General features: G+C 70.1%; 19 protein-coding genes and 1 tRNA gene. 8 read left to right on the forward strand and 12 right to left on the reverse strand.

Translation table 11 applies throughout. From position 1 onward, the window contains the following. Nucleotides 1-41: 41 nt before the first annotated feature. Complete coding sequence (locus tag FN829_RS15900) at nucleotides 42-197, reverse strand: hypothetical protein (RefSeq protein WP_185955726.1); 156 nt, start codon at nucleotides 195-197, stop codon at nucleotides 42-44. Between the two features lie 80 nt (nucleotides 198-277). Between FN829_RS15900 and FN829_RS09000 the strand changes: the two genes are divergently transcribed. Then, nucleotides 278-856: a zinc ribbon domain-containing protein gene (locus FN829_RS09000; RefSeq protein WP_142986645.1), complete on the forward strand. Its 579-nt coding sequence runs from the start codon at nucleotides 278-280 to the stop codon at nucleotides 854-856. Nucleotides 857-878: 22 nt separating this feature from the next. Here FN829_RS09000 and FN829_RS09005 read toward each other — a convergent pair whose 3' ends face one another. Together FN829_RS09005 and FN829_RS09010 are read right to left on the reverse strand one after the other, a co-directional pair. Then, nucleotides 879-1,532 carry an alpha/beta hydrolase gene (locus FN829_RS09005; protein WP_142986646.1) on the reverse strand — a complete coding sequence of 218 codons (654 nt, stop codon included), beginning with the start codon at nucleotides 1,530-1,532 and terminating at the stop codon, nucleotides 879-881. 139 nt (nucleotides 1,533-1,671) lie between these two features. Then, nucleotides 1,672-2,136 carry a DUF5799 family protein gene (locus FN829_RS09010; protein WP_142986647.1) on the reverse strand — a complete coding sequence of 155 codons (465 nt, stop codon included), beginning with the start codon at nucleotides 2,134-2,136 and terminating at the stop codon, nucleotides 1,672-1,674. Nucleotides 2,137-2,227: 91 nt separating this feature from the next. Between FN829_RS09010 and FN829_RS09015 the strand changes: the two genes are divergently transcribed. Further along, a complete protein-coding gene (locus tag FN829_RS09015; protein WP_142986648.1) occupies nucleotides 2,228-2,638 on the forward strand; it encodes a halocyanin domain-containing protein in 411 nt (136 codons plus the stop codon). A 122-nt stretch (nucleotides 2,639-2,760) separates the two neighbouring features. Beyond that, complete coding sequence (locus FN829_RS09020) at nucleotides 2,761-3,981, forward strand: threonine synthase (RefSeq protein WP_142986649.1); 1,221 nt, start codon at nucleotides 2,761-2,763, stop codon at nucleotides 3,979-3,981. A gap of 72 nt (nucleotides 3,982-4,053) precedes the next feature. On the opposite strand, the gene FN829_RS09025 is transcribed toward FN829_RS09020, so the two are convergent. Continuing rightward, nucleotides 4,054-5,163, reverse strand: coding sequence for a PGF-CTERM-anchored ABC transporter substrate-binding protein (locus tag FN829_RS09025; RefSeq protein ID WP_142986650.1), 1,110 nt, complete (start codon nucleotides 5,161-5,163; stop codon nucleotides 4,054-4,056). 62 nt (nucleotides 5,164-5,225) lie between these two features. On the opposite strand from FN829_RS09025, the gene btuC reads away from it, so the two are divergent. The 3 genes from btuC (at nucleotide 5,226) to FN829_RS09040 (ending at nucleotide 8,705) form a co-directional block, all read left to right on the forward strand. Next, on the forward strand, nucleotides 5,226-6,368 hold the full coding sequence (btuC, locus tag FN829_RS09030) for a vitamin B12 ABC transporter permease BtuC (RefSeq protein ID WP_142986651.1): 1,143 nt from the start codon (nucleotides 5,226-5,228) through the stop codon (nucleotides 6,366-6,368). After that, nucleotides 6,365-7,636 (forward strand): ATP-binding cassette domain-containing protein, encoded by a 1,272-nt coding sequence (locus FN829_RS09035; RefSeq protein WP_142986652.1) that lies wholly within the window; start codon nucleotides 6,365-6,367, stop codon nucleotides 7,634-7,636. The genes btuC and FN829_RS09035 overlap by 4 nt, the downstream gene beginning before the upstream one ends. Before the next feature lie 79 nt (nucleotides 7,637-7,715). Further along, nucleotides 7,716-8,705: a class I SAM-dependent methyltransferase gene (locus FN829_RS09040; protein WP_142986653.1), complete on the forward strand. Its 990-nt coding sequence runs from the start codon at nucleotides 7,716-7,718 to the stop codon at nucleotides 8,703-8,705. Between the two features lie 40 nt (nucleotides 8,706-8,745). On the opposite strand, the gene FN829_RS09045 is transcribed toward FN829_RS09040, so the two are convergent. Beyond that, complete coding sequence (locus tag FN829_RS09045; protein WP_142986654.1) at nucleotides 8,746-9,159, reverse strand: EamA family transporter; 414 nt, start codon at nucleotides 9,157-9,159, stop codon at nucleotides 8,746-8,748. Between the two features lie 740 nt (nucleotides 9,160-9,899). Here FN829_RS09045 and FN829_RS09050 point away from each other — a divergent pair. Further along, nucleotides 9,900-9,972 (forward strand) — tRNA-Thr (locus tag FN829_RS09050). A 221-nt stretch (nucleotides 9,973-10,193) separates the two neighbouring features. Here FN829_RS09050 and FN829_RS09055 read toward each other — a convergent pair. Then, nucleotides 10,194-11,240, reverse strand: coding sequence for a threonine aldolase family protein (locus FN829_RS09055; RefSeq protein ID WP_142986655.1), 1,047 nt, complete (start codon nucleotides 11,238-11,240; stop codon nucleotides 10,194-10,196). 113 nt (nucleotides 11,241-11,353) lie between these two features. On the opposite strand from FN829_RS09055, the gene FN829_RS09060 reads away from it, so the two are divergent. Continuing rightward, nucleotides 11,354-12,880 carry a carboxypeptidase M32 gene (locus FN829_RS09060; RefSeq protein ID WP_142986656.1) on the forward strand — a complete coding sequence of 509 codons (1,527 nt, stop codon included), beginning with the start codon at nucleotides 11,354-11,356 and terminating at the stop codon, nucleotides 12,878-12,880. A 26-nt stretch (nucleotides 12,881-12,906) separates the two neighbouring features. Here the strand turns inward: FN829_RS09060 and FN829_RS09065 are convergent, their stop codons facing one another. From FN829_RS09065 to trpA, 6 genes are all read right to left on the reverse strand, one after another. Then, complete coding sequence (locus FN829_RS09065) at nucleotides 12,907-13,989, reverse strand: NAD(P)/FAD-dependent oxidoreductase (protein WP_142986657.1); 1,083 nt, start codon at nucleotides 13,987-13,989, stop codon at nucleotides 12,907-12,909. Nucleotides 13,990-14,033: 44 nt separating this feature from the next. Next, nucleotides 14,034-15,056, reverse strand: coding sequence for a two-component system sensor histidine kinase NtrB (locus FN829_RS09070; protein WP_142986658.1), 1,023 nt, complete (start codon nucleotides 15,054-15,056; stop codon nucleotides 14,034-14,036). Between the two features lie 106 nt (nucleotides 15,057-15,162). Further along, complete coding sequence (locus tag FN829_RS09075; protein WP_142986659.1) at nucleotides 15,163-16,971, reverse strand: PAS domain-containing protein; 1,809 nt, start codon at nucleotides 16,969-16,971, stop codon at nucleotides 15,163-15,165. A gap of 63 nt (nucleotides 16,972-17,034) precedes the next feature. Beyond that, on the reverse strand, nucleotides 17,035-18,207 hold the full coding sequence (locus FN829_RS09080) for a 3-dehydroquinate synthase II (protein WP_142986660.1): 1,173 nt from the start codon (nucleotides 18,205-18,207) through the stop codon (nucleotides 17,035-17,037). Nucleotides 18,208-18,305: 98 nt separating this feature from the next. Beyond that, the gene (locus FN829_RS09085) at nucleotides 18,306-19,097 is read right to left on the reverse strand and encodes a 2-amino-3,7-dideoxy-D-threo-hept-6-ulosonate synthase (RefSeq protein WP_142986661.1); all 792 of its coding nucleotides are present in this window, start codon (nucleotides 19,095-19,097) and stop codon (nucleotides 18,306-18,308) included. A 125-nt stretch (nucleotides 19,098-19,222) separates the two neighbouring features. Then, on the reverse strand, nucleotides 19,223-20,134 hold the full coding sequence (trpA, locus tag FN829_RS09090; protein WP_142986662.1) for a tryptophan synthase subunit alpha: 912 nt from the start codon (nucleotides 20,132-20,134) through the stop codon (nucleotides 19,223-19,225).

The following is a 20,134-nucleotide window of genomic DNA, read 5'->3' on the forward strand; positions in this document are numbered from 1 at the left end:
AAGCGAGGGTCGTTCCCGCGATCTCGCGGGCCGCGTCGAGGCTAGTCGTCCGCCTCGCCGTCGGTGTCGCGCGGGCCGTCGCCGCGCCACCGCCTGTACAGGAGGTACGCCACCACGAACCCGCCGCCCCAGTAGGCGACAGCGAGGAGGGCGATCCGGAGCCCCGTGAGGAGCTCCGTCGTCGGGATCCCTGCCATACGCCGACTCGGCGCCTCGGAGGGATAAACGCACCGAGAGAGGGACAACTACAGGGTACCGGAGTCCGTACCGCCGAGACATGAGCGAGATCCGTCGACGGCGACCGTGGCTCGCCGTGCTGTTAGCGCTGTTGATATCCGGGCTCGGCCACGCGTACCTCCGGCGGTGGGCCCGCGCGTTCGGCTGGTACGCCGTGATCACGGCGACGCTCGTCTTCCTCGTGCCGGACGCGGCCGTCGACCAGCTGCTGGCGCGGGAAACGCCGCCTGCCGTCGACATCGCGCCCGGTCTGCTCGCGGTGCTCGCCAGCGTCGTTGACGCGTACGTCCTCGCGATCCGGAACAACCGTCGCTACGACCGCCGACGGGGAGCCGCCGGCGCGCCCACGGGCGCGAATGGAGGTGAAGGGACCGGGACGGGAACCGGCACGGTCGAGCGGTCCGGAACGGACGGTGACGCGGCCGACGTCTCCGACACCGGATCCGGGGGGCACGAAAGAGGTGCGAGACGAACCGGCTCCGACGCCGGAACGAAGTCGCCGGGGGCGGTCCCGTCGACGATCGAGTGTCCCCACTGTGGCCGCGACACCGACGCGGATCTCGACTTCTGTCACTGGTGTACCGAGCCGATCGACGTCTCGGGTGGAGCGGCGGAGTAGCGCGGGGACCGCCGTCACTCTCTCACCGAAGCCGCGCCTCGACGAACGCGACCACGTCGGCGAGCTCCGCCTGCCCGATCCCGTGGCCGGTCGCGTACGTCTCGTAGGTCACGTCCGCACCGATCTCGGCGAGCCGGTCGGCTGCCGCCTCGGCCCTCGAATCGGGGATCACGCGATCGCCCGTGCCGGCACCGACGAAGACCGGTTTCCCCTCGATCCCCTCGGGAGTCAGATCGAGGTGCGAGTCGGGCAGGTAGCCGTGGAGCCCGACGACCCAGTCGTAGGAATCGGGGGTCTCCAAGAGCAGCGAGAGGCTCGTGATCGCACCCTGACTGAACCCGAGCAGCCCGATCCGGTCGGCGTCGAGGCCGTAGGCGTCGGTCGCGGCCGACACGCTCTCGTCGATCAGATCGAGGCTCCGGCGGAAGTCCTCGACGTGCGGCTGGCTCTCGTGGAGTCCGCCGCCGGAGAGGTCGAGCTCGTACCACGTGTAGCCTCCTTGGAGCGGGTCGGGCGCGCGGAGACTGATCACGTGAAGGTCGTCCGGCAGCGACTCGGCGACCGGAAGGAGGTCCTCCTCGTCGGCGCCGCGGCCGTGGAGCACGAAGACCGCCGGGGCGGGGCCGGCGTCGTGGTCGGGAGCGACGTGGACGTGTTCCAGCGGAAGATCGGTCATGTGGAGAGGTTCGACCGCTCGGCGGTTGTATCCGTCGACCGCGGCAGCGGCCGGCGTGCGTGCGGTCGGGGCGGGGTCGGAGGCGGCGTGCGGTCGGGGCGGAGTCGGAGGCGGCGTACGGTCCGGGCGGATCCGGCGATCACTCCTGGTAAGCGACCCGCACCTGCTCCCACTTGCCGACCTGCTCGAGGTGCGCCTGAAGCTCCTCGGCGTACTCCTCGAGGAGCCGTTCAGCCGCCTCCAGCTCCTCGTCGCTCGTGCCGCCGCCTCCGCCGCCGAGGCCGAGTGCTCCCTTGATCGAGTCGACGATCCCGCCGCCGCCGTCGCCGGAGCCACCGGATCCGCCTCCCGCGCCGGCCCCGCCGCCCATCGCGGCGACCTGCGACCGGACGTTCTCCAGTTCCGGCATGATCGCGGGGAGGTTCGAGGTGTCGGCGACGATCCGCGCCGCCTCGGGGTCACCGGAGTCCTCGATCTCGAACTCCGCCGCGGTCATGATCAGTCCCCACTCCTGACTGGAGAACCGGGAGGCCATCACGCGGTCGTTGAACTCGTTGTCGACGGTCATTCGCTCGCCGACGATCGCGTCGGTCCACTCACTCATACGAACGCCTTCGGCGCTATCGGTGAAAAACCCGTTCCCATCGCCGGGGAGCGGCCGAGACGTTTTACCCGATCGGCGGCGTCCCCACCACATGGTCGAACGCAGCCGTCGCGCGCTCGTCGGGTCGTGTGGTGCCGCCTCGCTCGCCCTCCTCGCCGGATGTGCCGGGTTGACCGGCGGAACGGGCGGAGGCGGTGAGGACGCGGAGCCGGTCGATCGAACCGGGCGGGAGACGGTCGAGGTCGCCGTCGGGGCCGGAAACGGGCTCTCCTTTTCGCCGGCGAACGTTCGGATCGATCCCGGGACGACCGTCGTCTGGGAGTGGACCGGCGAGGGCGGCGGCCACAACGTCGTCGACGTCGACGGGGCCTTCGAGTCCGAGCTGACCGACGAGGCCGGCCACACCTTCGAGCACGCCTTCGAGGAGGCGGGCGTTCACGAGTACGTCTGTACCCCGCACCAGACGCAGGGGATGCGTGGGGTCGTCGAGGTCGTCGAGTGAGGATCGAAGCGGTGACCGGACGTCCCGTCGCTCTCGGCTGATCGGTTCTGCGGCGGGACGAACCGCCCCCACCGCTCGAACGGGAAGCGAAGCGATTAGTCGCGGCCGCCGCAAGGTCGCGTATGGAGACGACGGAGACGTTCCGCGGGCTGGAGAGTCGCGCGTCCGGTCGGGTGTACGAGACGGCCGACCCGACGGAACTCCCGGACGACGCGGACCACCTCGAGGCGACCTACGACTACGACGCGATCGACCCCGAGACCTTCCTCGATGGAAGTGGCGGAAGCGTCGTCGACGACGGCGAGCCAGCCGTGGCGGGCCACTGGCGGTACGACGCGCTCCTGCCGTTCCCCGCGTCGACCGGACTCTCCGCCAGCGAGGGGTCGACGCCGCTGGTTCCGACCGAGCGGCTGGCCGACGAACTCGGCGTCGCGAGCGTGTACGTCAAAGACGAGGGGCGAAACCCGACGGGAACCGTCCTCGACCGCGGGCTCTCCGTCGCGATGACCGCGGTCGCGGGAGTCGCCGCCGACCGCGAGGTGGAGCCGCTGGCGTGTGCGAGCCCCGGCAACGCCGGGCAGTCGATGGCGGCGTACGCGGGGCGGGCGGACCTGCGGTCATACGCGTTCGTCCCGTCGCGGTGCGCGTTCTCGAACAAGGCGATGACGAACGTCCACGGCGGCGACATGCGGGTGGTCGGCGGGCGCTATCCCGACGCGGCCGCCGCCGTCGACGACCAACTGGAGACCGACTACACCGACCTCAACGAGTTCGCGACTCCCTACCGCCACGAAGGGATCAAGACGGTCGCGTTCGAACTCGTCGCCGACCTCGGGGACGCGCCCGACGCCGTCGTCGTCCCGACGGGCACCGGCGAGGTGCTCGCGGGCGTGTACAAGGGTTTCGCCGAGCTGGCGCGGATCGGCGCGATCGACGCGGTTCCCCGGCTGGTCGCGGCTCAAGCGAGCGGCTGTGCCCCGATCGCGGCCGCGATCGAGCGCGGGCTCGACGAGCCTGAGCCGTGGTCCACGCCCGACACGATCTGCGGCGAACTGGAGATCCCCGATCCCGCCGGCGGCCGCGAGGCCCTGGAGGCGATCGAGGAGAGCGGCGGGACGGCGGTGACGGCCGACGACGAGGACGTCCTCGCGAGTGCGGTCGCCGTCGCCCAGAACGAGGTGATCGAGATGGGCGCGGCCGGCGGGGCCGCGCCGGCGGGTGCGTGGGAACTCGCCGAGGAGGACTACTTCGACGGCGACGAGACGGTCGTCCTGCTCAACACCGACGCCGGACTCAAGACGCCCGACGTGTTGCGCAGCCACCTGATGGGACAGGGGGTCTGAGACCCCCGGCAGGTGTGGCTCGCGGAGTCTGTTTCCACGATCGGTGAGCTCCCTACGGCCGGCGAGCCCCCCCTACGGCCGGCGGGTCACGCCGACGGCGAGCGTCGCGAGCACGGCCAGCACCGCGGCGACGACTCCGAATCCGGGAGCCGCCTCTCCCGTTCCCGACGAGCCGTCATCGGCGCTCTGATCGCCCTCCTCGCTGCTCGCGTCGTACTCCTCGACCGCGTCCGCGATGGTCGCGGTCGTCTCCATCACGCTGCGGGGTGCCGGCTGGTTCAGCCACTGGACTTCGACCACGACCGCGTTCCCCTCCCGGCCGGCGGTCGTGCTCGCGTACGGCTCCTCGTCCATGATCGGCGCGTCGGGATCGTTGACGAGGATGAGTTCGGGATCCAGCTCGAGGACGACCTCGGCCGAGAGCTGCGGGTACCCCTCGTGCTCGGCGGCGGCGACGTTCTCGACCCCGCCGATCGTCATCAGCTCGTCGATGAAGGTGTCGCCGGCGGCGACGAACCCGCTCCCCAGCGGGTAGAGCGCGGCCGGCCGATCGAGGTCAGCGGTCCGGTTCCGGACCTCCTCAACGGTGTCGTTCATCTCCGCGTTGGTCTCGGCGGCGGCGTCACACTCGCCGACGAGTCGGCCGACCGTCTCGGTCTTGTCGGCGATGTCGTCGACGTTAGTCGCCTCGGGGAAGTGGTACACCGTGAGTCCGGCGTTCCGGAGCGCCTCGACCTGGTCTGCGGAGGCGTTGGGTGCCAACACCAGGTCGGGATCGGTGTCGACGACCCGCTCGACGCTGACGCCGAGTCCCGCCGCGGAGACGTTCGCCTTCCCTCCCGCGCCGTCGAGGTACGCGGCGTACTGGGTCACGCCGACGACGCGGTCGCGCGCGCCGATCTCCCACAGCGTCTGTGCGGCCGAGGGGTTCGTCGTCGCGATCCGCTCCGGTCGCTCCTCGAGCGCGATCGTCTCGCCCGTCGCGTCGGTCGTCTCGAGCGGGAACGAACACGCGGCGTCGTCCGTCTGGTGAGTCCCCGTCTGATGGATCCCCGTCCCGCGAATCTCCGTGGCCTCTCCCGTCTCGATCGTCGGCTGTGCGCCCGCCGCCCCGCCCGCGACGCCGCCCAGGAGGGCCGTCGTCACGAGCAGGGCGACCGTGACCGCGAAGCTGTCTCGCATCGACGTATCGACACGGGCGGTCCAATAAGTATTTACCTACTACAAGTTTTGTTGCCTATCGAATGCGAGTCCGGCGTCGAGCCGTCGCGTGGTCGACCGCGTTAGCGGCCGCGCTGGCCGTTGTCGTCGTCGTCAGCGCCGGTATCGGTCCGGTTCGGATCCCGCCCGCGGAGGTGCTGAAGATCGTCTTGAACGCGGCGGTCGTGCCCGCGGGCGTGGAGTTCGGCACGGCGGGCGTCGGGCCGCTCGCGCTCCCCGGTGTCGAGTTCGCCTACCGGTCGCCGTTCGCGTTCCCGGTCGACGACGTCCACCGCCGGATCGTGCTGCTCGTCAGGCTCCCGCGGATCCTGCTCGCGGCGCTCGTCGGGTTCTCGCTCGCGGCCGCGGGCACCGTGATGCAGGGGTTCTTCCGGAACCCGATGGCCGACCCGTCGATCATCGGCGTCTCCTCGGGCGCGGCCGTCGGCGCGGTGTCGTTCATCGTCTTCCCGGTCGCGCTGTCGACGACGCTGACGCTCCCGCTTCTCGGCGCGGTCGACGTGGGCGTCTCCTACGGGGCCGGCGTGAGCCTGTTCGCGTTCGTCGGCGCGCTGGTCGCGGCGTTCGGCGTGTACGCCATCGCGACCCGGCACGGCCGGACTCCGGTCGCGACGCTGCTCTTGGCGGGCGTGGCCGTCCAGACGTTCCTCGGCGCGGTCATCTCGTACCTCCAACTGCGCGCCGGCGAGTCGCTCCGACGGATCGTCGCGTGGCTGATGGGCCACCTCTCGGGGGCAGCCTGGAGCGAGGTCGCGGTCGCGGCGCTCGTCGTCCCGCCGCTTTTCGCGGTGCTTCTCGCGTACGCTCGCGATCTCAACGTCCTGCTGCTCGGCGAGGAGGAGGCCCGTGGACTCGGCATAGCGGTCGAGCGCACGAAGCGGATCCTGCTCGCGACGAGCGCGCTGATCACGGCCGCGGGCGTCGCGTTCGCGGGGATCATCGGGTTCGTCGGCCTGATCGTCCCGCACATGCTCCGGCTCGTCGTCGGTCCCGATCACCGAATACTGCTCCCGACCGCGGCGCTCTCGGGCGGGGCGTTCCTCGTCGCCGCCGACACCGCCGCCCGCTCCGGTACCGCCGAGTTGCCGGTCGGCGTCGTCACTGCCGCCGTCGGCGCGCCCTTCTTCGTCTACCTGCTGATGAACCGCGAGGTGTACGAGCTGTGAGCGGGGACGTCGGTCCCGCGGACGACGCCACCGCCGGCGTCGCCGCCGCGGACGACACCGGCGATGGCGACGCCGCGGACCGCCCCTCCGCCGGCGGTCCGCTCGTCGCCGTCCGCGATCTGACCGTCTCCTTCGGTGACATCGAGGCGGTCTCCGGGGTCGACCTGACCGTCGAGCGGGGAACGCTCGTCGGTCTCGTCGGTCCGAATGGCGCGGGAAAGACGACCGCGCTCCGAGCGATCACGGGGGCGCTCGAGGCCGACGAGGGCGACGTGCGTCTCGACGGCGACCCGACGTCGGAGCTGTCGGCCCGCGAGGTCGCTCGCCGGGTGGCGAGCGTGCCGCAGGAGACCGGGCTCTCCTTCGACTTCCCGGTCCGCCACGTCGTCGAGATGGGTCGAACCCCGTACCTCGGGCGGTTCGACGGACACGACGCCGAGGACGCGGCCGCGGTCGACGAGGCGATGGCCGCCGCCGGTGTCGAACGGTTCGCCGACCGGTCCATAACCGAGGTGTCGGGGGGCGAGCGCCAGCGCGTCCTCCTCGCGCGGGCGCTGGCTCAGGAGACGCCGACGCTGCTGCTCGACGAGCCGACGGCGAGCCTCGACGTGAACCACGCCGTGGCGACGATGGAACTGGTCCGCGACATCGCCGACGACGGCCGCGCCGCGATCGCGGCGATCCACGACCTCGACATGGCGGCCCGCTACTGCGACCGGATCGTCGTCATCGCCGGCGGCCGGGTCCGCGCCGACGGCCCGCCGGCGGACGTGCTCGACGCCGCGGCGGTCCGCGACGCGTTCGACGCGGAAGCGTTCGTCGGCCGGAACCCGGCGACCGGGACGCCCGCGGTCACGGCCTTCCCGCGGTCCGAAGTCGACTCCCGTCGGGTCCACGTCGTCGGTACCGGCCCGGACGCGGCGCGGGTCGTGGCGCGGCTCGCGGCCGCCGGCCACGAGACCTCTCTCGGCGTCGTTCCCGAGGGCGACGCCGCCGCCGTGGCCGCCGCGGACGCGAGCGCGAGGGTAGTGACCGTCCCGCCCTTCGCCGGCGTCGACGACGAGTCGCTGGCGGCGGCGAGCGAACTGGCCGCCGACGCGGACGTCGCGGTCGTCGTCGGCGGAGACGGGGGGTACTCCGACGGGACGGACCCCTACCGAATGGACTCATGCGATCGGATCGCGGGCGCGGTGGAGCGCGTCGTCGAGGTCCCGAGCGACGTCGCCGGCGAGGACTTGCTGGCCGCGGTGGCGGACGCCACGGCGTAGTCCCTCCGCCCGCCGCATCCCGCCGCGTCCGTCCCCGCGAAGCGTCACGCTTTATCCGACCGCCCCCCTCCGTCCGCCAATGAGCGTCCCCTGCGTCGCCGTCGAGCGCGAGCGCGGCGAGGCCGTCCGCGCGCGGCTCGCCGAGGTCGACCTCCTCGACGGCGACCACGAGATCGCCGTCGACGACGGGACCATCTACGTCCCGGTCACCGATCCGTCGGCGGTCCCCGCCGACCTCGCCGACCGGATCGTCGAGCGTGACGCGGCCGAGCGCGACCGGCCGCGGACGCCCGCCGACCTGCTCGGCTACGAGCCGTCACTGGAGCGGCTCGGCGACATCGTGATCGTCGACGAGGACGACGACGAGCGCGCCCGCGAGATCGCCGACGCCGTGATGGCCTCTGACCTGCCGTGTGCGACCGTCCTCAACCGGGCGTCGCCGATCGAGGGGGAGCTACGCGTCCGCGAGTGGGACGTGCTCGCGGGGAACGGCACCGAGACCGTCCACCGCGAGTACGGCCACGAGTTCGCGCTCGACGTCGCCGAGGTGTACTTCTCCCCGCGGCTCGCGACGGAGCGCCACCGCGTGATCGAGCGGGTGGGTCCGGACGAACGAGTCGTCGACATGTTCGCGGGCGTCGGCCCGTACGCGGTCCCGATGGCCGCTCGCGGTGCCGACGTCGTCGCCTGCGATCTCAACGAGGCGGCGATCGCGTACCTCGAGGAGAACGCCGAGCGCAACGGCGTGGCCGACCGGGTGACGGCGATCGCCGGCGACGTGCGCGAGACGACCGCGGCGTACGCGGACTCGGCCGACCGGCTCGTGATGAACCTCCCGCACTCCGCCGACGAGTTCCTCGAGACCGCGGTGTCGCTCGCGGGCGACGACTGCGTCATTCACTACTACGACATCCAACACGAGGACGACCCGTTCGGCCCCGGCGAGCGGGCGATCCGCGCGGCCGCGGGCGACGAGTACGAGGTCGTCGTGGAGACCGAACGCGTCGTCCGGTCGTACGCGCCCCACGAGTACAACGTCTGTCTCGACGTCCGGCTAACCCGGTCGTGAGTGGTGGTCGAACCGACGGCTGACGACGCACCGCCCGCGGTCAGTACGCGATCAGCGCGACCGCGACGACGGCCGCGGCGATCCCCGCCAGGTCGCTTATCTCAGGGGCGTTGCCGAAGACGAGGAAGCCGAGCGCCGCGGCAACGACGAAGTACATCGCCGTGATCGTCGTCGCGATCCCCGCCGAGCCGACCTGGAGCGCCGCGTAGTAGGCGACCGCCCCGACGCCGGAGGCGACGCCGGCGAGGCCCGCGAACCAGAGCGCGGTCGGGTCGTTGCCGAGGAACGCCGTCCCGCGATACCAGACGTAGACCCCGGCGACGGCGATGGCGACCGAGTAGGAGATTATCATCGCGATCTCGGGAGGCATCGACCGGGTCGCCACGTCGGCGAACAGCGCCCAGAACCCCCACGCGATCGCGCCGACCAGCGCGAGGAGGACGACCTGGTTCATCGACGGTCCCTACCCCTCGCGTCCTCGCTTCGGACGTATCTCGGTCGCAGGCGGTCCTCGATCGCGGCCGACGCGGTCGGCGGTGTGAGACGCATACGCCGACTGGAACCGGCGTCGTGAAAAGCGAACCGCGATCCGGTCGGTACCGGACGCGTGCGGTTCCCGAATCGGACCGGATCAGACCGGATCGGATCGGGCCATGCTGGATCGAATCGACCGGGTTGGATCGGATCCGCGTGGAGAACGCCGTCGTCCCCGAGCGACGGTCGGGGCGGACGGCTACGGCCCGTCACATGACGAGATCCGCGGCCGGGGAGGCGGGGCCAGAGGCGATCTCGCGCTTGGCACGTCGAGGACGTGGATCACACGTTGGCCGCGGTCGTTGCTGACAGCCGATGACCGATCGCCGGCGATTCGTGGGGAACGTCGCCGGCGGGTCGTCGCCGCCCGATACGGGCTCCGATCGGGCAGACACCGATGGGGAGCCGATCTCGCCGCCGAGAGGCGGCCGGTGTCTTTCGGCATCCGATGAATGTTCAACGTTGTATTTATGCTTTTTCCTTATATACGTATCAAGAAACGGAATACTGTGAAACGATCGAGTACGTATTACGCCGATTAGATCGGATATCGAACATCACTGGCGCGATTCGATCGGAGACGGTTCGGGGATCGGCGATCCCGTCGACGGCTCCGTTTCGGAACCCTTATTTTCGTCATCGGGGTATGAACGGATGCGCGCCGGGGTAGCTCAGCTGGCAGAGCGATTCCTTCGTAAGGAATAGGTCGAGGGTTCAAATCCCTCCTCCGGCTCTCGCTTCACTTCGTCCACCACGGGATTGTGACCGATAGCGGCGCTGATGTTTGGTTTTTTTTGGGTTTGGCTAAAGATAGATGGTGTATCCGTTCCCTGCTCGCGCCCTCCCGTCGGTCGGCGTTCGCTGAGGGAGAGGTCCTAGCGCCTACTTTCAGCCACTCAGAACGCACTCTCTACTGACGATTCCTACGGAATCGAGAGGAAGGGAAGCGGCGGGCTACGCCGAGAGTTCCTCGACGACCTCGCCCACCCGATCGATCGCGTCCTCGACGTCCCCGTCGTCGATCCCGAGGTTCGTCGTGAACCGCGTCGTGTACGTGTCGAACTCGCCGCAGCCGACGCCGGCGTCCGTACAGGCCTCGACGAGGTCGCTCGCCTCGATCCCGGCCGCCTCGGTGTCGGCGACGACGATGTTCGTGTCGGGTTCGGGAACCGAGACGCCGGGAAGCGCGTCGAGCCCGGCCGCGAGGGCGGCGGCGTTTGCGTGGTCCTCCGCGAGACGCTCGACGTTCTCCAGCGCGAGCAGGCCGGGCGCGGCGATCATCCCCGCCTGACGCATCCCGCCGCCGAACAGCTTGCGGACCCGCCGGGCCTCGTCGATGAACGCCTCGTCGCCGGCGAGGATCGAGCCGACCGGCGCACCGAGTCCCTTCGAGAGACAGAAAGTGACGCTGTCGATCTCCTCGAGCAACGAGGGAACGGACGTACCGAGCGCGACGCTCGCGTTGAACACGCGTGCGCCGTCGAGGTGAACCGGCACGCCGGCGTCGTGCGCGGCGGTCGCGGCCGCGTCGAGCCGCGCTTTGGGAACCGCGACTCCCCCGCGGTAGTTGTGGGTGTTCTCGAGGCTCAAGAGACCGGTCCCCGGCCGGTGGAGGTCCTCCTCGACGACCTCCCGCTCGACCTCCTCGGCGGTCGGGACGCACCGATCGCCGGCGTCGATCGTCCGGGTCTGAAGCCCCGAGAGCGCCGACGCGCCCGCGAGCTCCCACCGGTAGACGTGCGACTCACGCTCGAGGAGGATCTCCTGTCCGGGCTCGGTGTGGACGCTGATCGCGATCTGGTTCGCCATCGTCCCGCTCGGCGTGTAGAGGGCGGCCTCCGTGCCGACGGCCTCGGCCGCGCGGCGCTCCAGCTCGTTGACCGTCGGGTCGTCGCGGTACACGTCGTCGCCGACCTCGGCGTCCCGCGCCGCGTCCCGCATCGCTTCCGAGGGCTTCGTGACGGTGTCGGATCGCATGTCGATGAAGTCGTCCGTGGACATTCTTGTGCCGCCGTTTCGCGGCCGGCATCAAATAGCCCGCGCTCTCGGAACCGCCTCGTTTCCGGGATTCCGCGAGCGCGTCCTTCTTAACGCGGCCGGCCGTGTCACGCGACATGGCAACGGAAGCCGCACCCGACGACGGGTCCGACGCCCCGGACGCGTACGACGCCCTCCTCGAGCGCGCGAAGCGCTGGAACGCGGTCGGCAGCGCCGCGGGCGTCCTCGGCTGGGACCAGCAGGTGATGATGCCCGAGGGCGGCACGCCCGCCCGCTCGAAACAGCTCTCCGCGCTCTCGTCGGTCCGCCACGACATGCTGACCGACGACGAGACCGCCGACCTCCTCGCGGAGCTCTCGGACGCCGACCTGACCGACGAGGAGTCCGCGGTCGTCCGCGAGATCCGCCGAGACCACGAGCGCGCCGACGCGGTCCCCGGCGAACTCGTCGAGCGGATCTCCGAGGCGAGTTCCGAGGCGCTCGCGGCTTGGGAGGAGGCGCGGGCCGAGGACGACTTCGAGGCGTTCGCGCCGCACCTGGAGCGCCAGGTCGAACTCAAACGCGAGTACGCCGACCACGTCGCCCCCGACCGCGATCCCTACGAGGTCCTCTTCGAGGAGTACGAGCCGTGCCTCTCCATCGAGCGTGCGGAGGAGATCCTCGAGGAGCTTCGGGAGACGCTCGTCCCCGTGATCGACGCGATCCGCGAGTCCGACCGCGACCTCGCCGTCGACACCTTCGAGGGGACCTTCCCGACCGACGACCAGGAGGCGCTCGCGCGCGACGCCCTGGAGACGGTGGGATACGACTTCGACCGCGGTCGGCTGGACGTCTCCTCGCACCCGTTCACCTCCGGCAACCAGTTCGACTGTCGGGTGACGACGCGGTTCGACGAGTCCGACCCGCTCGCCGCGGTGGGGTCGACGATCCACGAGTTCGGCCACGCCCAGTACAACCTCGGGTTGCCGCGGGAACACTGGGGGACGCCGCTCGGGGAGTCTCGCGACCTCTCGGTCCACGAGTCGCAGTCGCGGCTCTGGGAGAACCACGTCGGCCGGAGCCGGGCGTTCTGGGAGCTATTCCTCCCGGCGTTCAAGGAGCGCTTCCCCGACACTGCCGACGCGACCGTCGAGGACGCCTACGAGGCCGTAAACCAGGTGTACGAGGACAACCTCGTCCGCGTCGAGGCCGACGAGCTCACCTACCACCTCCACATCGTCGTCCGCTTCGAGATCGAGCGCGACCTGGTCCGCGGCGACCTCGCGATCGAGGACGTGCCCGAGGTCTGGAACGACAAGTACGAGGAGTACCTCGGGATCCGACCCGAGAGCGACGCGGAGGGCTGTCTCCAGGACATCCACTGGAGCCACGGCAACTTCGGCTACTTCCCGACGTACTCGCTCGGCTCCGTCATGGCCGCACAGCTGTACGCGGCCGCCGAGAGCGAGATCGACGACCTGGAGGGGTCGATCGCCGACGGCGACTTCGACCCGCTCCGCGAGTGGCTCGGCGAGAACGTCCACCGGCACGGCTCCCGCTACGAGACGAACGAGCTGGTGAGGCGGGCGACCGGCGAGGACTTCTCCGCGGACGCGTTCCTCGCTTACGTCGATGAGAAGTACGGCGAGCTGTACGACCTCTAGGGCGCGTCTAGGGTCGCGTCCCGAACTCACTCCTCCTCGGCGACCCGCTCGCCGACGTCGAGCCCGTTCGCGAGCGCGGCGTGGAGCCGTCCCTCGCCGGCGATCCAGTCGCCGAGGACGTACAGCCCCTCGCGCGCCGCGGCGTCGACCGGGTCCTCCCCGTCGACCGGATCGCGGTCGAGTTCACCCTCCGGGATCGCGTAGCGCCACCCCTGGTGGTCCGTCCAGTCGGGGTCCAGCAGGCGGTCGTCGCCCACGATCTCGGCGGCGTGACCGGCCAGTTCGGCGACGTTGTCGGCGGGGTCGGCGTCGTAGCGCTCGGCCGACCAGTCGCCGCCGGCCTGGACGACGAGCAGCGACTCGCCGTCGGGGACGTGCCCGGCCTTACACTCCTCGCGGGAGATCCAGCCGACCTCGTGTTGTTTGTCCGTGTTGACGAGCCCGTAGTACGGTCGGTCGAGCGCGAACGAGTAGTGGAGGACCGCGGTCCAGACGGTGCGGTAGGGCACGTCGGCGGCGGCCGCCCGAAGCGACTCTCGGGCCGGCGACTCCCACTCGGCGTCGGCGAGGAGATCGGCGGTCTGCGGGGCCGGCGGGTTCACGAGGAGCACGTCGAAGGGTCCCCACGAGTCGCCGTCGGTGTCGACGAGGGTCCACGCGTCGTCGCGGTCGCTCCCGCCACCCCCTGCCCGCCGGATCGTCTCGACGCGAGTCCGTCGGTGGACCGTCGCGTCGGTCTCGCCGAAGAGCCGCTTCGCGATCTGGGTCAGTCCCTTCCGATAGCTCCACTTGTGTCCGTCGGCGTCGCGGCCGGGAGACACCTCGCCCGACTCCTCGAAGGTGTAGATCGGCTCCGTCACCTCGACCATCCCCTCGTCGTCGAGCACCTCGGTCACGAGGTCGACGACCCGCTCGTCGTCGGATCTGAGGTAGTTCGCGCCGTAATCGTACACGAGGTCGCGGTCGTCGTTCCGTCGGGTCGCGGCCCGGCCGCAGAGCCCGCCCGACTTCTCGAGAACGGTCACCTCCGCGTCCGGGACGGCCGAGTCGAGGACGTGGGTCGCCGCCGCCGCGGCCGCGCCCGCGCCGACGATTCCGATGGTGGTCATGGACGTGTGAGCGTACGGCCGCCGAGGGATAACGGTTGCCGAGGTCAGAAGGCGATCTCGAAGCGCGCCCCGCCGCCGTCTCCCTCGGTCGCCGAGACCTCCCACCCGTGTCCCTCCGCGATCTGCGCCACGATCGAGAGCCCGTATCCGGTCCCCTCCTCGCTCGTCGAGTAGCCGTACTCGAACACCTCCCTACGCACGTCCTCGGGGATCCCCGGACCGTCGTCAGCGACGTACAGCGTTCCGCCGTCGGGCGTTCTCCCCACGCTGACGGTCGCGTCGTCGCCGCCGTGGTCGACCGCGTTTCGAAAGAGGTTCTCCAGGAGTTCGCGGAACCGGCTCTCGTCGGCGTCGATCTCGCCCAGATCGCCGTCGATCCGCAGCGTGGCCCCGTCCGTCTCCACGTTCCGCCACGACTCGCGAACGACCGCCTCGACGTCGACGGCCTCGGTCTCGCCGATCGACCGGCCGTCCTTCGAGAGCGCGAGCACGTCGTCGACGAGGTCGTCGATCCGCGAAAGCGACTCCGCGATGTTGTCCAGTTCGGGGGCGTCGTGCTCCTCTCGCGCGATGTCCGTGTAGCCGATCGCGACCGAGAGCGGGTTGCGGATGTCGTGTGCGAGGATGTCCGCGAACTCGTCGAGCCGCTCCTTCTGGTCGCGGAGCTGTTCCTCCCGGCGTTTCCGTTCGGTGATGTCACGGATGATCCCCGTGAAGTACTGCTCTCCGTCGTACTCGTGTTCCCGGAGGCTGATGAGCGTCGGCACTTCGTGGCCCGCCTTGTGCTCGGCGGGCAGTTCGATCCCGTCCCAGTCGATGTTCCGATCGCCCGTCTCGACGTACGACGCGAGCGCGGCCATGTGGACCGGCTGGAGCCGCTCCGGGATGATCTTCATCTTCGAACTGCCGATCAGCTCCTCGGGCGCGTACCCGAGGATGTCCTCGACCGCCGCGTTGGCGTAGACGATCTCGCTCTCGGCGTCGATCGTCAACATTCCCTCCGAGGCGTTCTCGACGAGCGTCCGGTAGAAGTCGTCCGAGTCGGCGGGAGACGTGGAGGGATCCATTCGTCCTCTGGAAGTCCCTGAACCTCCCGACAGTTAACCTTTGATACCGGTCAGTTCGGGACGGCGGGACGAAGACGATCGGTTCGGGGCGGCGAGACGAACCGAATCACTCCGTGACGATCTCGAATCGGACCCCGGCCAGCTCCGCGGCCTCGTCGATCTCGATCTCCCAACCGTGTGCCAACACGATCTGGCGGACGCTCGCCATCCCCATCCCGATCCCCTCCTCGCCCGATTTCGTCGAGAATCCCGGCGTAAACACGTGATCGCGGTGTTCGGGGGCGATTCCGGGGCCGTCGTCCTCGTAGAAGATCCCGCGGTCGAACGCGCCGAACCGGACCTCGACGTCGTCGTTCCCGTGTTCGATCGAGTTGCGGACGACGTTCTCTAACAGCCGTCTCAAAGCGTCGACGTCCGCCTCGACGGACGCGTCGTCCACCGTGTACGAGGCGGACTCCGGCGGGTCGATCGCGGTCCAGACCGTCTCGAACAGGGCGTCGAGGTCGGCCGACTCGACGGTCGAGACGACCTCGCCGGTCCGGAGGGTGTCGACGAGGTCGCGCCGCAGGTGGTCGACCCGCTCCATCGCCCGCCGCGCGTGCTCGACGTGTTCCATCTCCCCGGTGTCGAGCGCCAGGTCCAGTCGACCGCGGACCGTCGAGACCGGTCCCTGGAGGTCGTGTGAAACGAAGCTGGCGAACTCGTCGAACCGCTCATTCCGACGTTTCAGCTCGCGCGTTCGCCGCTCGAGCTGTCTGGTTCGCCGCTCCCGTTCGCTCACGTCCTTCGCGGAGACGACGATCCGCGTCGCCGACCCGTCGGCGTCGGTGACGGGTCTAAACGTGCCCTCGACGGTCACCGACCCGCCGTCGTCCGTCGGGTGGACGGCGTCGTACTCCACGTACTCGCCGTCCGCGGCTCGGTCGATCCACCCCTCGACCGCCTCCCGATACTCGTCCGTCCACCACGGCGCCTCCGAGAAAGGTCGACCGACGAGGTCCTCGCGGTCGACGTCGACGTACCCGAGCGCCGTGTCGTTCACGTCGACGATGGTACCGTCGGGCTCGAGGAGACCGACGAGGAGGTTCGGGTCGTCGAAGATCGCCTCGAAGCGACGCTCCTTCCGTCGGAGCGCCGCTTTCCGGTCCTTCAGCTCGGTGATGTCCCTCCCCTCGGGGATGAGCAGGATCACCTCGCCCTCCTCGTTCGTGACGGGTCGGACCGAGAAGTCGACTATCGCCTCGCCGTCAACTCCGTGGATCGCGATCTCTTCGCGATAGAGGTCGCCGTTTCGGGCCGCCTCGACCCCTTCACGGGCCGATTCGCGGGCGTCCGGGGACGACTCGAACCACGGTCCCTCCCAGAGGGGATCGCCGACGACCGCGTCGCGTTCGGTGTCCGCGAACGAGAGCGCCGCCTCGTTGGCCTCGAGTATCGTCCCGTCGGGATCGAGCAGGCCCGTGAACTGGTAGGTGTTGTCGAAGATCGCCTCGAACCGACGCTTCCCGCGCTCGACCGCTCGCTGCGAGCGATATCGCTCGACGGCGTTCTCGATGCGGTTCGCCAACAGCGTGTACTGGTCCGTGCCGCCCTCCTTCTGGAGGTAGTCGGTCACGCCGGCGGAGACCGCCTCGCTCGCGATCTCCTCGCTTCCCTTCCCCGTGAACAACACGAAGGGGATCTCCGAACGTTCGTCGCGGACCGCCTCGAGGAGTTCGATCCCGTCCATCTCCGGCATGTCGTGATCCGAGACCACGCAGTCGACGTCGTCCTCCCGGACCGGCTCGAGGGCGTTCTCCGGGCTCGTCTCGGTTCGAACGTTCAGCCGGTCACCCTCGCGTTCGAGGAACTCCGCGGCGAGATCCGCGAACGCCGGATCGTCGTCGACGTGGAGCACCTGGATCGGACCGGTCACGACCGGCCGCTTGAGCGAGGATCCTAATAGGAGTTGTCAACTGATCGGGAGACGCGAGCCGCGTCACTTCTCGATGATGCTCTCCTCGACGGCCTCGCCGAAGTGCCGCGCGACGTCCTCGTAGTAGACGAGCGCCTCGTCGCCGACCTCGAGGTCGGTGACCGCCTTGCGCCCCTCGCTCGTGGCGACTTTCACGGTCTCGGCGTTCTGGATGAGCGTCTCGATCCGGTCGACCCCGTCGTCGGTCTCGACTTCCGCCTGGACCCGGAACATCGGCCGCTTCTCGATCTTCACGCGACCGACGATCGCCTCGCGGGTGTGCCCCTCCGTGTCGACGACCTGGACCTCGTCGCCGCTCGACAGCTCCGCGAGGTAGTTCGTGCCGCCCTCGGGGTTCCGCACGTAGGCGTGGACCGCGCCCGCATTCACGCGGAACGGGCGCGACTCGACGTACGGCGACTCCGCGGTCTCCGCGTGGACGAAGAAGAGCCCGCGCGACATCGACCCGACCAACATCCCCTCGGCGTCGTCCATCAGCGATCCGGTGTCGATACAGACCCGGTCGGCCATGCCGGTGGCCTCGACCGCGGTCACCTCGGCGTACCGGAGATCGAGCGTCTCGCGGTCGGCCGCGTCCCGGGCCTCGACCGCCCCGCGGATCTCGTCGGGCGAGTCCGAGTCGATGAGCACGCCGTCCGCGCCGATCTCGAGCGTCTCGAAGGCGGTCCGCGCCTCGGCGGCGGTCGTCGCGCCCGCGATCAGGTGGGTCTCCTCGCCGACGCGCGCGATCAGGTTCTCGAGGGGAATGATCGACCAGTCCTCGCCGACGATCACCGTGAAGTCGGCCGCCTCGGCCGCCTCCTCGGCGAACGCCTCGTACTCCGTGCCGAGCACGCGGACGTACGCGCCCTGCGCGCGGTCGTCGCGCCGCCGGAGCGTCGTGAGGTCGGCCGACCCGGAGAAGTCGTCGGGGAGGTCGATGGTGCCGTCGCCCTCGCCGCCCTTCCCGACGAAGCAGGCGTCCGCCTCCGCCTGCTCGTCGTCGCCGTCGACGACGTCGGCGTCCGCGAGGAACGCCGCCACGTTCACGTCGCCGAGCTCCCTGACGCGCGCGACGTCCGCCTCGTCGACGAGCACCCAGTCGGCTCCCGCCTCGATGGCGGCCGTGATCCGTCGCTTCCGCGCCTCCCAGTCGCCGACCGCGCCGTCGGCTTTGACCCAGACCGTGCGTGTCATTACCGGAACCTCACGGGGGCGATGCTTGAAAACTGCGGAAGGGACATGCGGGCGGTCGGATCGACGTTGCGTTCGATATCGTCACCGAAGCCGGATCTTCAGGCCTCGAGGAACCCGCCGGCCTCGAGCGCCTCCTCGACGGGGGCGTCGTCGTGGACGACCGCCGACACCGCGCTCGCGATCCCCTCTGGGTCGTCGTGCTGGAAGATCGACCGCCCCATCGAGACGCCGGCCGCGCCGCCGTCCATCGCGCCGCGCACCATCTCGACGGTCTCGCGGTCGGTCCCCTTCGAGCCGCCGGCGATGACGACGGGGAGTCGGGTGGACTCGGTGACGCGTCCGAAGGAGTCGCCGTCGCCGGAGTAGCCGGTCTTCACCACGTCCGCGCCGAGTTCCTCGGCGAGCCGCACCGCGTGCCCGAGCGACTCGGGATCCGTGCTGTCGACGCCCGGACCGCGCGCGTACGCCATCGCGAGCACGGGGAGTCCGAGCCGCGAGGCCTCGTCCGTGAGCTCCGCGAGCTCCTCTATCTGTTCGGGCTCGTGGTCAGAGCCGACGTTGATGTGGAACGAGACCGCGTCCGCGCCGGCGCGGACCGCCGCCTCCGCGCTCGCGGTGACGCGTTTGTCCTGTTCGTCCGGGCCGATCGTCGTCGAGGCGTTCACGTGGACGATGTAGCCCGCGCCGTTCTTGTTGTCGTGGACGCGCGGGGCGATCCCCCGCTGGGTGAGCACCGCGTCCGCGCCGCCGCTCGTGACGCCGTCTATCGTCGACTCGATGTCGACGAGGCCCTTCACGGCGCCCATCGTGATCCCGTGGTCCATGGGGACGATGAGGTATCGATCGTTCGTCGAGATCCGGTCGAGTCGTGCCGAGAGTCCTGCTGTCATTGTGGATCGGTCTTATGTGACCCTGTGTCAAAGGGAGGTAAGTCGGTTTCGTTCCGGGAGGAATTGGCTCCGATCCCGGCGGCGGGCCGGTCGCCGCCCGACACGGACCGCCACACCCGCCCCGCTCAGCGCGACTCCGCCGCCCCGGTGCGCGCCGCGTAGCCGCGCTCGGCGCCCGCCTTCAGCTCCCGCGAGAGCGACTCGAGCCGGTCGGCGACGGCCTCCGTCGACAGGTCCTCCTCGACGCCGTCGGCGACGATGTCCACGAGGGCGGAGCCGACGATGATCCCGTCCGCGCCGCCCGCGACGATGCGCTCCGCGTGTTCGCCGGTCGAGATGCCGAAGCCGACCGCCTTCGGCACGTCGTACTCGCGGAGCCGGTCGAGGCTCTCGGTCGTGCTGTCCGCCACGTCGCTCTTCGCGCCCGTCGTCCCGAGCCGAGCCTGGACGTAGACGTACCCCGAGACCCGACTCATGATGCGCTCGAGCCGCTCGCCCTTCGTGGTCGGGGCGACGATGAACACGAGGTCCAGCCCGAACTCGTCGCAGGCCTCCCGCAGCGGGTCGGCCTCCTCGGCGGGGAGGTCGGGGACGACGAACCCCTCCAGGCCGACCTCGGCGGCCTTCTCGACGAAGGCGCGGGGGCCGTCGCTGCTCGCGGCGTCGCCGCTCGTCTCCGAGGCGCTCCGCGCCTCGCTACCTCCGTACTGGTATATGAGGTTGTAGTAGGTCATACACACGAGCGGCGCGTCCACGTCGAGCTCCTCGACGAACGCGAAGAAGCGGTCGGGCGTCATCCCTCCCTCAAGCGAGCGCACGACCGCGCCCTGGATCGTCGGCCCCTCGGCGATCGGTTCGGAGAAGGGGAGCCCGAGCTCGATCACGTCGGCCCCGCCGCGGTCGAGCGCCTCGACGTACGCGAGCGACGACTCGTAGTCCGGGTCGCCGACAGCGAGGTAGGGGACGTAGGCCGGGCCGTCCGCGAACGCGGCGGCGATCGCCTCGCTGTTGCCGGTTCCGGGCGTTCGGTCCGCCAT

Origin of the sequence: Halorubrum cibi (assembly GCF_900182635.1) — an archaeon.
Taxonomy (GTDB): Archaea; Halobacteriota; Halobacteria; order Halobacteriales; family Haloferacaceae; genus Halorubrum; species Halorubrum cibi.

Excerpts from the sequence above, each read along its gene's own strand:
- FN829_RS15900 (WP_185955726.1), bottom strand. The coding sequence starts at position 197 with ATGGCAGGGATCCCGACGACGGAGCTCCTCACGGGGCTCCGGATCGCC.
- FN829_RS09000 (WP_142986645.1), top strand. The coding sequence starts at position 278 with ATGAGCGAGATCCGTCGACGGCGACCGTGGCTCGCCGTGCTGTTAGCG.
- FN829_RS09005 (WP_142986646.1), bottom strand. The coding sequence starts at position 1,532 with ATGACCGATCTTCCGCTGGAACACGTCCACGTCGCTCCCGACCACGAC.
- FN829_RS09010 (WP_142986647.1), bottom strand. The coding sequence starts at position 2,136 with ATGAGTGAGTGGACCGACGCGATCGTCGGCGAGCGAATGACCGTCGAC.
- FN829_RS09015 (WP_142986648.1), top strand. The coding sequence starts at position 2,228 with ATGGTCGAACGCAGCCGTCGCGCGCTCGTCGGGTCGTGTGGTGCCGCC.
- FN829_RS09020 (WP_142986649.1), top strand. The coding sequence starts at position 2,761 with ATGGAGACGACGGAGACGTTCCGCGGGCTGGAGAGTCGCGCGTCCGGT.
- FN829_RS09025 (WP_142986650.1), bottom strand. The coding sequence starts at position 5,163 with ATGCGAGACAGCTTCGCGGTCACGGTCGCCCTGCTCGTGACGACGGCC.
- btuC (WP_142986651.1), top strand. The coding sequence starts at position 5,226 with ATGCGAGTCCGGCGTCGAGCCGTCGCGTGGTCGACCGCGTTAGCGGCC.
- FN829_RS09040 (WP_142986653.1), top strand. The coding sequence starts at position 7,716 with ATGAGCGTCCCCTGCGTCGCCGTCGAGCGCGAGCGCGGCGAGGCCGTC.
- FN829_RS09045 (WP_142986654.1), bottom strand. The coding sequence starts at position 9,159 with ATGAACCAGGTCGTCCTCCTCGCGCTGGTCGGCGCGATCGCGTGGGGG.
- FN829_RS09055 (WP_142986655.1), bottom strand. The coding sequence starts at position 11,240 with ATGTCCACGGACGACTTCATCGACATGCGATCCGACACCGTCACGAAG.
- FN829_RS09060 (WP_142986656.1), top strand. The coding sequence starts at position 11,354 with ATGGCAACGGAAGCCGCACCCGACGACGGGTCCGACGCCCCGGACGCG.
- FN829_RS09065 (WP_142986657.1), bottom strand. The coding sequence starts at position 13,989 with ATGACCACCATCGGAATCGTCGGCGCGGGCGCGGCCGCGGCGGCGGCG.
- FN829_RS09070 (WP_142986658.1), bottom strand. The coding sequence starts at position 15,056 with ATGGATCCCTCCACGTCTCCCGCCGACTCGGACGACTTCTACCGGACG.
- FN829_RS09080 (WP_142986660.1), bottom strand. The coding sequence starts at position 18,207 with ATGACACGCACGGTCTGGGTCAAAGCCGACGGCGCGGTCGGCGACTGG.
- FN829_RS09085 (WP_142986661.1), bottom strand. The coding sequence starts at position 19,097 with ATGACAGCAGGACTCTCGGCACGACTCGACCGGATCTCGACGAACGAT.
- trpA (WP_142986662.1), bottom strand. The coding sequence starts at position 20,134 with ATGGCGGACCGAACGCCCGGAACCGGCAACAGCGAGGCGATCGCCGCC.